Here is a 12,265-nt window from a genome sequence, read left to right on the forward strand (position 1 = left end):
CCAGTTTCCGTTAATTCAACACTTTTCCGGCAGTTTCTTTTGCAAACCACACTGCAATGAATGAAATTAGCGCGGTGATCATCACGTACCAGGCGGGTGACAGCGGATCTCCCGTTAAGGAGATCAGGCTGGCCGATGCCAGGGGTGTTACACCGCCAAACACCGCCACAGTCAGGTTGTAGGACATCGCGATGCCGCCATAGCGAATCGCCGTCGGGAACAGTTCGACCATTGCTGCGCCACAGCCACCGTTAAACAACGCAACACACACACCCAATACACTCATTGCCGCGATAGAGCTGCCCACCGATCCCTGTGTCATTAGCAGCATGGCGGGATAGGTCAACAGGATGAAACCAGCGCATGCCACCAGCATCAGCGGCCGTCGTCCCCATCTATCAGACAAGTAGCCCTTGATTGGCATGCAAATAGCGACGCTCAGTAAGCCCAGCGTGGTGATGAGATAAGAATCAGTACGGCTGTAGTGCAGATGCGTAGACAAATAGCCGGGCATAAAGGATTGCAGCACCCAGCTGCTGACCGCTTTGATCACGACGAAACCGGTACAAAACAGCAACGCCGACAATGAGGTTTTCAAGGCAGTGCGCAGTGGCGATTTTTCGATTTTGCCGGTGGCTTTTAACTTGTGAAATTCAGCCGAATCTTCCATGTTGCGGCGCATATATAACCCACCCAATCCGAGCGGTGCTGCGAGCAGGAAAGGAATGCGCCATCCCCAGTCATTCATTGCCGTCTCACCCAACCAATAGGTCAACAGCAGCACCAGTCCAGAGCCGCAAACAAACGCCATGAAACTGAAGTTCTCACTCCAGCAGGTAAGCGTGGCGCGACGATGCGGCTCAGCGCTTTCTGCCAGATAGGTAATTACGCCGGAACTCTCACCACCTGCGGCGAATCCTTGTACTAATCGAGTCATCACCAACAGCACCGGTGCGACAATTCCCACCTGATGCCAGGTCGGCAGAATGCCCATCACAAATGTAGATATTGAGGTGATGACAATTACCGTCACCAACACTTTGCGTCGTCCCAGACGATCGCCCATGGAACCGAAAAAGAAGCCGCCCAGCGGACGCATTAAAAAGCCGGATCCAAATACAGCAAAAGATTTCAGAAGTGCGGTAGCAGGGTCAGAACTGACAAAGAAGTTGCTGGCAATAATCGCCGCCAGGGTGCCGTATAAGCCAAAATCGAACCACTCGATAAAATGACCAATCCCGGCTGCCATCATGATTTTGGCAGTACGCTTTGGCGGATTATTGGTTTTTGTCGCCACGTACTCACCGCCATACTGACGGGTTGAATTCTCCATACGACCTCCAGAGGGTAAATGTCGCGCCATAGGAAGGCGCGTCATGTCTTGGAAGTTAGCGTATGAATTTTGATGAGATATTGCGCCGGCGATGAGAGATAGCGTGAAGCCAATCAAAGAACAAATCCGGCAATTGCTTCACATAGTGAAGCAGAGAAGAGATCCCTTACAAAGCGCCTAATGTAAGCCGGGTTTATAGTTATCAGACCAAGCCATTACGTATAATCCCAAAGCTTTGCCTATGCTGCCGGTGGTTTTATTCAATGCGTATATTTCATGTCCGTCCACCAAAAAACCGAATTGAAACATATGGTGTCAGCACATATCTCCTCGTCATTGAAACAGCGCTAAACGAGCTATCCTTCCATAAGGAGGAACAACCTATGTGCGGAAGATTCACACAGTTCCAGAACAGAGATACCTATTTTGATGCCCTTAGTGTAGCTGATGGTGACTACATCCATGATCCTGAACCTATCGGGAGGCCGGGCTTTTTGATCCTTTTATCCGTCTCATTGTTCGTATTGTAAAAGGCGATCCGCTTAAAGTGGTGATCGGCACTGCTATCCTTGGTATCAGCGTGGCGCTCGACGGCGATGGTGCCACCACCTATCTCATCTGTACGGCAGCACTTCTTCCACTGTATCGTCGGCTGGGAATAAAGCTTCAGTACATGGCCACCGTACTGCTGCTTTCAATCGGCGTAATGAACATGCTCCCGTGGGGAGGACCAACAGCGCGCGCTGCCAGCGCCATGAAGGTAGACGTTGGAGAGCTCTTTATGCTGCTTCTGCCCATTATGATCTGTGGCCTTGCCTGGGTAGTGCTGGTTGCCGTTATTTTTGTACTGCGCGAACGTCGCCGGCTTGGGGTGATTAAAATCGATCTGAGTGAAGAGACCGGGCAGCTTACATCTGTAACTAATTATCGTTATCTCTTTAATTCAGCGCTGACCATTGCCCTACTGGTTATGTTAATTCTGGGCATGCTTCCTATGGCAACACTGTTTATGATCGCCTTTGCAGTGGCGATGCTAGTGAATTTCCCTAACCTGAAGCATCAGAAGGAGCTCCTTGCCAAACATGCAGAGAACGCGCTTGCCATTGTTTCTCTCATTTTTGCAGCAGGAATTTTTACCGGCATCCTGTCCGGAACAGGTATGGTAGATGCCATGTCTAACAGTCTTGTAAATTCACTGCCAGCCTCAGCCGGCCCCTGGCTCGGCATCCTCACGGCGCTGATCAGCATGCCGTTCACCTTCTTCATGACAAACGATGCGTTCTATTTTGGCGTTTTACCCATTCTTGCGCAGACAGCGACAAGCTACGGAATCTCGCCTATGCAGATGGCCGTTGCTTCACTGATTGGACAACCTGTTCATCTGCTCAGCCCGCTTGTTGCGTCAACTTACCTTCTTGTCGGCATTCTTAATCTGGATTACGGGCTGAATCAGCGCGCAAGCCTTAAATGGGCGGTGGGAACAGTATTGTGCATGCTGTCAGGCGCCATCGTGCTTGGCACATTACCGCTACACAACTGATCTATACACGTTAATTAATTCGCTGTGATTTAACGCTGCCCTTATTATTTATAAGGGCAGCGTTAATGTACGCTTTTCGCTAAAAACAGAAATTGGCCTGGCGTCGTCCGCTCTTTTCACTAAGAGGGCTTTGCAAACATCACGGTTTTAATTAAAGGATAACAGCTAATAATATGTGGGTCTCATTGGCTGCGTTCCATCAATTCAAGCGTCTGACCATCTGGACTTTGTAAATATATTACTCTGGTACCCTGCATGGGTCCTGACGACACTGTTTGAGGTTTACCCGGCGTCTTCCAACCGTAGTCCGATACTTTGCCTAAGAGCGTATCAAGATCCTCAACCATAAAAGCAAGGTGAGCGTAGCCTGGGATATAGGGCGCTGAAGGTTCTTCTGGCTGCTCAATGTTATTGTATTGGAGTAATTCAATTTGGATATCAGCCAGTTCAAGCAAAGCCATCCGTACATCAGCTCCCCTTGCACCTGTAACCTCATCGATTATAGGCCCAGACATTTTTCCTTCACGTAATAATTTACCGCCAAGAATCTGAGTCCAGAATAATAATGAGTCTTCAATATTTTTAACTGAAAAACCAACGTGATTGACACTTAAGATCATGTGATTACCTACTGAGTTTTGAAAGTCCATCAGCCAACTATATAAAAAGAATGCTTTATTTCTACACCATAAATGCGCGAACGTTTTACAAGTCTGCATCCTTTATCGATAAATTGCGAATATCCTCTTTCGTCTAAAGCTGTCTCTAATTTCCAATCGCGCAAAGGGGCTGCAGCGATTCAGTGAAGCACTATTATGTTAGAAGAGAGCATACGGTAGGATCACTTGAGGATAAGCAGAATGCTTCTGGAAAAGCTCAGGTTGCTTTAAGTTCGGAGGAAGGAACGTGGACTCTGGTTTTTCACCAGGGAACGCCAGCAGCACATGGTGCTTAGGTTCAAGATGCGGTGTTATGTTTGATGTGACAGAACTACCTAAGCCGTCATCATTTTGACGTCCGCTTTTGGCTGTATTATCAGCCGAAAATCTCATCCTAACCAGCTACTGATAACGGCATTTCGCCGTTAAGAGATGCGCTTTCATGCAGCAAGCCCCAACGCAACTGCACCTAAACAATGCATTCGGCAAAAAGCTGATCGGCACTTTTCGCAACTGTCCTCCTTTTTAAAACCACATGAATATCTATGATCGGCCACACATTTTACAATCTGTTTACCTGACAGCGGCGAAAATCTGTGCAAAGTAATGTCCAGCGGCAAACGAGATTTATGCCCTGGCACGTCAATTGCTTTAGCTAACCAATGTCAGCCGCAGCAACCTGACAACCTGTGCGCGTTATTAAATCCATCAAATTGATTTAATAAAACACCCTCTTTTTGCATCAAGGCGGAAAACACCATGAAAATCCGATTCAACCCAGTCATAAAAGGTTGTTTTGCAGCAGTTCTGTTAGCCAGCGTAGGCAGCGCGGTAGCGGCAACCACGTTGAATGCATTGTTTATGACGCAGGCGGCGTATAGCGAAAATGATATCCGCGCCATGACGCAGGCGTTTCAGAAAACGCACCCAGACGTGCAGGTTAATCTTGAGTTTGTGCCGTATGAAGCGCTGCATGACAAAATTGTTGCGGCGCGTGGCGCGGGCGGTAACGGCTACGATGTGGTGCTGTTCGATGCCATCTGGCCGGCAGAATTCACTAAGTTCGATCTGTTGCAGGACGTCAGCAGCCGCATCAGCGCTGATGAAAAAGGGCAGATTTTCCCCGGCGCAATGAACACCGTTGAGTTCAAAGGCAAAACCCTCGGCATGCCGTGGATCCTCGATACCAAATATCTCTATTACAACAAAGCGATGCTGGAAAAAGCCGGTATCACCACGCCGCCGCAAACCTGGCAGCAGGTGATGGATGACGCGCGCATCATCAAGCAGAAAAACATCGTGAAATATCCGCTGGTGTGGAGCTGGTCGCAGGCGGAAGCGCTGGTGTGCGATTACACCACGCTGGTATCAGGTTTCGGTGGCAAGTTCTATAACAACGACAAACTCGATTTCTCCTCCCCGGCCTCGTTGCAAGCGGTGAAGCTGATGAAAAGCTCGCTGGATGAAGGCTTGAGCAATCCGGCTTCACGCGAATATCTGGAAGAGGATGTGCGTAAAGCCTTCTCCAATGGCGATGCGGCTTTCGCGCTCAACTGGACCTACATGTACAACATGGCCAACGATCCTAAACAAAGTAAGGTCGCCGGCCAGGTGGGCATCGTTCCCGCGCCAGGCGATGCGCCGGGCAAATTCGGTGCCGTTAATGGTTCGATGGGCCTTGGCATCACTAAAGGCAGCACGCATGCGGATCAGGCATGGCAATACATCCGCTACATGACTTCACAGCCGGTACAGAACCAATACGCCACGCTGAGTCTGCCGATCTGGAAAAGCTCGTATCAGGATCCGGCGGTGCTGAAAAACCAGGAAAGCCTCATCGCGGCGGCGGATAAATCGCTTAACGTGATGCTGTCGCGTCCGGAAACGGCTGACTATTCGCGTCTCTCCAACACGCTGCAGCAGCAGTTGCAGCAGGTGCTGGTGGGCAGCGCAACGCCAGATGCCGCGCTGCAAGCGGTAGATAAGAGTGCGGCGCGTCTGCGCTAAGGGGCAACAATGCTGAGTTTGCGTCAACGCGAACAACGGCAGGCATGGGTGCTGCTGGCACCCATGTTGTTGGTGATGCTGTTGCTCACCGCATGGCCGCTGTTACGCACCATCTGGCTGAGTTTCACCGATGCCGCCCTGATCGGCAGCGGTGAAGCGCCGGGCTGGATTGGCTTTGAAAATTATCTGTTCGCCATCACCGATGCGGATTTCCGCAGTTCGCTATGGCGCACGCTCTATTTCACCGTGGTGTCGGTGGCAATTGAAGGCGTGATCGGCGTGCTGGTAGCGCTGTTGCTGAACCAGAAATTCGCCGGTCGCAACGTGCTGCGCGTGCTGGTGATTTTGCCATGGGCGCTGCCGACCATCGTTAACGCCATGATGTGGCGTCTGAATTTCAACCCGGATTACGGCAGCATCAACGCCCTGCTGACGCAGTTAGGGATCATTGATGGCTATCGCAGCTGGCTGGGTTCGCCGGATTCGGCGCTCAACGCGGTGATGTTCGCCGATATCTGGAAAAACTATCCGCTGGTGACCTTACTGGTGCTGGCGGCGCTGCAATCGATCCCCGACGATCTGTTTGAAGCCGCACGATTGGATGGCGCATCGGCGTGGCGGCGTTTTCGTGCTATCACCTTCCCGGCGATTGTTGGCCCGCTCAGCGTGGCGCTGGTGCTGCGCACCATCGACGCCTTCAAAATTTTCGACATTATCTACGTAATGACACGCGGCGGTCCGGTCGATAGCACCAAAACCCTGAGTTTTTACGTGTATCAGGAGTCGTTTAGCTACCTGCGTGCCGGCAGCGGCGCGGCCTACGCGATGTTGATGACCTTACTGTGCGCGGTGCTGATCACGCTTTACATGTTGTTACTGTGGCGCCAGCGCCGCAAAGGAAGCGCTTATGAAGGTTAAATTGCGCCATGTCGGTAAATACGCCGCCGCGCTGCTGGTGGCGTTCTCGGTGTTAGCGCCGATGGGCTGGCTGTTTTTAATGAGCGTCAGCGCCGCCAGCGATCTCACCCGCGTACCGCTGGAGTGGCTGCCGCGCCAGTGGGATTTCACCCGCTACGGCAAGCTACTGTCGCTGGCGCCGGGCCAGCCGGGCGTGCTGTTTCTGCATGCACTCGGCAACAGCCTTTTAGTGGCCACCGGCGCAACAATCATCTGCTTACTGCTGGCCATTCCGGCAGCGTTCAGCTTTTCGCGCTACCGCGGGCGCGACGGCTGGCTGTTTGCCTCGCTTGCCATCTATATGGTGCCGCCGGTGGCATTCGTGTTGCCGCTCTACTTCCTGTTGCAGCAGTTCGATCTGCTCAACACGCGGCCCGGATTGATCATCGTTTACTGCTCGCTGATTCTGCCGTTCCTTACCTGGATGCTGAAAAACCAGTTCGATACGCTGCCGCAGGATATTGAGCAGGCGGCGCGGCTCGACGGCCTGCGCGTCTGGCAAGTGCTGTTACGCATTACGCTCCCGCTGGCGAAGCCGGTGTTGGGGGCCGCCGCACTGTTTGGCTGGCTGCTGGCGTGGGACGAATTTTTCTATGCGCTGCTGTTTACCAGCAATATCGCCGCACAAACCTTACCGGTCACCATTGCCGGATTTACCGCCGGACGCGCCACCGATGATGGCTTAATCGCTGCCGTTGGCATTCTGGCGTCGGTGCCACCGCTGTTTATTGCCATCTGGCTGCAGAAGACGCTGGTTAGCGGCCTTGCCAGTGGCGGGAGCAAAGGATGATGGAGCAGAAACTCACCGCCACGCTGTATGTGGTGGGTAACATTAATGTCGATTTGATCATGGGCACGCTGGATAACTGGCCGCAGCGCGGTACTGAAGTGATGCTGAATCACAGCGAACTGCGTCCTGGCGGCTCGGCGGGCAACTGCGCGCTGGCGCTGGAAGCGATGCAGGTGCGCCATCGCGCGGTCGCCAATCAGGGCAATGATGGCCTGAGCGCCTGGCTGGCGAGTCATTTTCCGCACAGCGCTGCGCACTGGACGCGCTACAGCTGCGAAACCTCGCTTACCGTTGGCGTGACGCATTCGGATCACGAACGCTCTTTCCTGAGTAATCTCGGCCATATCGTGCAACTCACCGCGCAGGATGTGCTGGATCAACTGCCGGCTACCGCGTCTGACGGCGATATCGTGCTGCTGTGCGGCACGTTTTTGTGTCTGCATCTGTATGACGATTATCCGGCGCTGCTCGCCGAGCTACGGCAGCGCGGCTTTGTCACCGCCGTCGATACCGGCTGGCCGCCGCAGGGCTGGACAAACGAAGTGCGTCAGCAGATCACGCACTGGCTGCCGCTGTGCGACTGGCTTCTGCTCAATGAAGTGGAAACGCTGGGATTGGCGGCGTCAGACGACTTGCCCGCCAGCGCGCAAATGCTGGCGCAACAGCTGAGCGGACGCGGCGGCTGCGTGGTGAAATGTGGCCCGAAGGGCGCGCGCTGCTGGCAGGTAGATCATTCAGTGAGTCAGCCTGCGCGTCCGGTCACGGTGGTGGATACCATCGGCGCGGGCGACAGTTTCAACGCCGGATTTCTCACCGCCCTGCTGCATCAGCAAGATCTCACCACGGCTTTGCAATGGGGGATTTCGGTGGCGTCACTGGCTATCAGCACCTTGCCGCGTCGTTACCCCGACTGGCATCAACTGCAACTTTCCCAGGAGTTTTAAATTATGGCCAGTGTTGAACTCGTAAAAGTGGCCAAACGCTACGCAAAACAGTCGGTGCTGCATCCGCTCGATCTCACCATTCCTGACGGCAGTTTTACCGTGCTGGTTGGCCCATCCGGCTGCGGAAAATCGACGCTGTTGCGCTTGCTGGCCGGGTTGGAGAGCTTGTCGGATGGCGCGATCCTGATGGACAAAGTGCAAATCAACGACCGCGATCCAGCCGATCGCGATATCGCCATGGTGTTTCAGAGCTATGCGCTCTATCCGCACTTAACCGTGGCGGAGAATCTGGCGTTCCACATGCAGGTGAAGAAGGTGAAGCGCGAGGAGCAGCACACTAAAATTGCGCGCATCGCCGGGATTCTTGGCATCGATAAGCTGCTACAACGCTATCCGCGTGCACTGTCAGGCGGACAGCGTCAACGCGTGGCGATGGGCCGCGCGATGGTGCGAAATCCCAAAGTGTTCCTGTTCGATGAGCCGCTGTCGAACCTCGATGCGCAGCTGCGTATGGAGCTACGCGCCGAGATCAAATCGCTGCATCAGCGTTTCAAAACCACCATGGTTTATGTGACGCACGATCAGGTTGAGGCGATGACGCTGGCCGATCAAATTGTGGTGATGAAAGATGGCCGCATCGTGCAGCAAGGCGCGCCGCTGGCGATTTACGACCGTCCGGCGGATACCTTTGTCGCACGCTTTATCGGCTCACCGCCGATGAACCTGTTACCGGCACAGCTGATTGCCCGCGATGGCGTGCCCGGCGTGCAGTGCCAGGATCTGTGGCAGCCGTTGCCCGCGCGTTGGCAAGCGGCGGCGCGCGCACGTGCTGGCGCAGTCGTGACGCTCGGGGTGCGCCCGCACGATCTGCTGGAAGCCAACAGCAACGCCGCGGCCTTGGTGAAAGTAGTGGAGATCACCGGCGAATCCACATTGTTGCATCTGGAATGGCACGGTCAGCCATTGCATATGCAAATTGCCGGTCGCCATGCAGCAGTAAGCGGCGAGAGCATTATGCTGGGCTTCAACCCCGAGAAAATTCATCTGTTTGATGCCGAGACGGGGCTGAGGTTGGCTGAGTCGCTCTAGGTTGGTGCTCAGGCCTGAAAAGGCCAACCCGTTGAGATGAACATCGCTGTTGATGGTGCGATTTGGAAAACCGCAATGAATCACCATCAAGGAGGAAAAGGTGGACAGTGGAGTAAAGCGTCCGCCGCAAGGATGCGGCGGCCGAGGCTACAGGGATGTATTCACGCCGTCTTTACGCAACGCCCGCCTTTTCCGACTGAAACGCACGTTTTTACCTAACAAATAAAAAAGCCACCCAAACCTGGGTGGCGAAATACAATTTATCACATGCATAACAACGATATTGGCGAAGACTCATTCCTTAAGCATTTCACGACGGCTATTTTACCCTGCTGGCTATTTTATTCTGTCTTCACCGTTTAAAGATAATGTAAAACTCCTCTCAACCTTTAACGAATTAAATACATCTACCAGGTTTTACCAACATTAAACTGGAACTGCTCCGACTTATCGCCCTCATATTTTTTAATCGGCAACGCATACGAAAACACCAGCGGACCCAGCGGTGACTGCCATTGCAAGGCCACGCCACTCGACACGCGAATCTGGCTGGGATCGCCATAATCGGGAATCCCCGCCGCTTTAGTGGCTGCGGTATTCTGCCAGCCGGTATCCCATACGGTGCCGGCATCAACAAACAATGAAGTGCGCAGCGCATCGGCATAGCGCTCGCTGATAAACGGCGTAGGGACAATCAGCTCCGCGCTCACCACCGCCATCGCATTACCGCCCACCGCATCATCCGATTTCTCCACCGGGCAAGCACCGTAACTGCTTTCGCTGCCGCTGCAGCGGTAATAGGCGGCTTTTGGCCCGATGGTGTTGGAAGAGAATCCGCGTACCGAACTCGAGCCTCCGGCATAGAAGTTATCGTAGAACGGCACTTCTTTGCCGCCTAAACCGTCAGCGTAACCGGCTTTACTACGGCCCATCAGCACCCAGCGATGATCGCTGCTCAGCGGCAAATAGCCGTTGGCGGTCAGCGTGCTTTTGTAATAACTGTTGGTGGAACCTGGAATAGTCACTTTGGTGTTGAAACCGGCGCTCACGCCCGAGGTGGGAAAGAAGCCGCGATCCAGCGAGTTGTAGCTCCAGCCTATGTTCCAGAAGAAATCGTTGGCGGTAAATTTGTCCGCCACGGTGGCATCGTCATCGTCGTCATCGCTGGTGATGACTTTTGGATGAATGCCCTGCGAACCCAAATAGCGCCACATTGCTACCTGCGGTGCCATATTGCTGACGCGGTTATAGACGTAATCCAGCCCACTGTTCACGCTGCTGTTTTCGCCAATTGGGAAGCTTAACGTGCTACTCGCGCCGAAGCTTTTCAGCGTGTATTCGGAAAGATCGTTATCTTCCGCGCTGTAATCGTTGTAGAACAGTTTGCCGCCAAGACTCACGCCATCCACGGTGAAATAGGGATCGGTAGCGGCGATTTCGACATAGGTTTGATAGCTGTTTTTCGTGCCGCTGAAACTCACAGTATTGCCGGTGCCCATCCAGTTATCCTGGCTAACACCAAGCTGATAACTGATGCCGCTGTCGGTGCCGTAACCCAGTCCAACGTTGAAGGTGCCGGTATTGCGCTCCTTCACTTTGTACACCACGTCCACCTGATCCGGGCTGCCCGGCACGCGCTGCGTATCAACATCTACGCTTTCGAAATAACCGGTACGATTAAGGCGCGCCTTGCCCTGCTCCACCTGATTGCTCGCCAGCCATGCGCCTTCCATCTGACGCATTTCACGACGCAGCACCGCATCTTTTGAGGTGTCATTACCCGAGAAACGCACCTGTCGCACCGAGAAGCGCCGCCCGGCATCGACATTCACGTGTAGCTGCACAGTTTTATCGCTGTCGTCTATTTCCGATTGCGTATTCACCTGCGGGAACGCATAGCCGTAACGACCGAGCAGGCTTTTAATTGCCTCTTCGTTTTGGCTGATTTTTGCCCCGCTGTATAAGCTGCCCGCCGGCATGTGCGCCAGTTTTTCAATTTCGGCGGAATAGCCGGCCATATTTCCGCTCAGCGTTACGCCGCTAACATGATAAACATCGCCTTCATGAATATTTATCGTGACGTAAATATGCTTTTTATCCGGCGTTAAACTGACTTGTGTGGAATCGAGGTTAAAGCGTGCGTAACCGCGATCGAGATAATAACTGCGTAGCGTCTCTAAATCGCCCGAGAGTTTCTGTTTCTGGTATTTCTGATCGGCGATCAAATTCCACCACGGCACATCGTCGCGCAGCTGGAAATGCGAGATCAGTTCATCAGCGGAAAAAGCGTGGTTGCCGACAATGTTGATCTGCTGAATTTTCGCCGACACGCCTTCGGTGAAAATGAACTTCAGATCGACACGGTTGCGCGGCAACGGCGTGACGACCGCTTTGACGCTGGCAGTATATTTCCCGGCGCTGTAATAGAAATCTTCCAGCCCTTTTTCCATATCCGATAGCGTGGTGCGGTCCAGCGCTTCACCCACGCGCACGCCCGAGGCATCAAGGTTTTGCTTGAGCTGATCCTCTTTAATCGCTTTGTTACCAGAGAATGAGATGCTGGCAATCGCCGGGCGCTCTTTGACTTTGATCAGCAGCGCATCCCCGTCACGCAGCACCTGCACATCGTCAAAATTGCCGGTGGCGAACAGCGCGCGGATGCTGTGGCGAATATCATCATCATTGACGCGATCGCCAACACGCAGCGGCATATGCAGCAACGCCGCGCCGGGTGCGACGCGCTGAAGCCCAGCAAAGTGAATATCCTTTAGAGTGAAATCATCTGCACCAAAGGCAGTGGTGGTTACCATTAAAAGTAACCCGGTTAACATCTTCTTCATCTGTTGTGAGCCTGCCGTTTTTCCTGTGCCTGATTCAAGCGCCTTGCTTCCGCACCACATAAAAACGGGCTGAACACGCGGTTCAGCCCGTTAACTGCGGCGATAT

At 53.4% G+C, this 12,265-nt stretch carries 9 protein-coding genes; 6 read left to right on the forward strand and 3 right to left on the reverse strand.

Features of this window, described 5'->3' with window-relative positions; genetic code table 11:
* Positions 1 to 10: 10 nt before the first annotated feature.
* Positions 11 to 1,252, reverse strand: coding sequence for an MFS transporter (locus tag AAF463_RS23030; protein ID WP_350262466.1), 1,242 nt, complete (start codon positions 1,250 to 1,252; stop codon positions 11 to 13).
* A gap of 604 nt (positions 1,253 to 1,856) precedes the next feature.
* Here AAF463_RS23030 and AAF463_RS23035 point away from each other — a divergent pair.
* Positions 1,857 to 2,873, forward strand: a complete 1,017-nt coding sequence (locus AAF463_RS23035; RefSeq protein ID WP_350262467.1) for a citrate:proton symporter — start codon at positions 1,857 to 1,859, stop codon at positions 2,871 to 2,873.
* Positions 2,874 to 3,055: 182 nt separating this feature from the next.
* Here AAF463_RS23035 and AAF463_RS23040 read toward each other — a convergent pair whose 3' ends face one another.
* Positions 3,056 to 3,493: a VOC family protein gene (locus tag AAF463_RS23040; RefSeq protein ID WP_101761763.1), complete on the reverse strand. Its 438-nt coding sequence runs from the start codon at positions 3,491 to 3,493 to the stop codon at positions 3,056 to 3,058.
* A 798-nt stretch (positions 3,494 to 4,291) separates the two neighbouring features.
* Here AAF463_RS23040 and AAF463_RS23045 point away from each other — a divergent pair.
* The 5 genes from AAF463_RS23045 to ugpC are packed head-to-tail and all read left to right on the forward strand — an operon-like array spanning position 4,292 to position 9,319.
* A complete protein-coding gene (locus AAF463_RS23045) occupies positions 4,292 to 5,539 on the forward strand; it encodes an extracellular solute-binding protein (RefSeq protein WP_350262214.1) in 1,248 nt (415 codons plus the stop codon).
* A gap of 9 nt (positions 5,540 to 5,548) precedes the next feature.
* Complete coding sequence (locus AAF463_RS23050) at positions 5,549 to 6,457, forward strand: sugar ABC transporter permease (RefSeq protein WP_350262215.1); 909 nt, start codon at positions 5,549 to 5,551, stop codon at positions 6,455 to 6,457.
* The gene (locus AAF463_RS23055) at positions 6,447 to 7,286 is read left to right on the forward strand and encodes a carbohydrate ABC transporter permease (protein WP_110866999.1); all 840 of its coding nucleotides are present in this window, start codon (positions 6,447 to 6,449) and stop codon (positions 7,284 to 7,286) included. Before AAF463_RS23050 ends, AAF463_RS23055 begins: the two co-directional genes overlap by 11 nt.
* Positions 7,286 to 8,230: a carbohydrate kinase family protein gene (locus AAF463_RS23060; RefSeq protein WP_350262468.1), complete on the forward strand. Its 945-nt coding sequence runs from the start codon at positions 7,286 to 7,288 to the stop codon at positions 8,228 to 8,230. Before AAF463_RS23055 ends, AAF463_RS23060 begins: the two co-directional genes overlap by 1 nt.
* A 3-nt stretch (positions 8,231 to 8,233) precedes the next feature.
* Positions 8,234 to 9,319 (forward strand): sn-glycerol-3-phosphate ABC transporter ATP-binding protein UgpC, encoded by a 1,086-nt coding sequence (ugpC, locus tag AAF463_RS23065; RefSeq protein ID WP_350262216.1) that lies wholly within the window; start codon positions 8,234 to 8,236, stop codon positions 9,317 to 9,319.
* A gap of 407 nt (positions 9,320 to 9,726) precedes the next feature.
* Here the strand turns inward: ugpC and bamA are convergent, their stop codons facing one another.
* Entirely contained in the window at positions 9,727 to 12,159 is a 2,433-nt protein-coding gene (gene bamA, locus AAF463_RS23070; protein ID WP_350262217.1) for an outer membrane protein assembly factor BamA, read from the reverse strand.
* Positions 12,160 to 12,265 lie beyond the last annotated feature (106 nt).

Source organism: Pantoea sp. BJ2, assembly GCF_040255075.1.
Classification (GTDB): Bacteria; Pseudomonadota; Gammaproteobacteria; order Enterobacterales; family Enterobacteriaceae; genus Pantoea; species Pantoea leporis.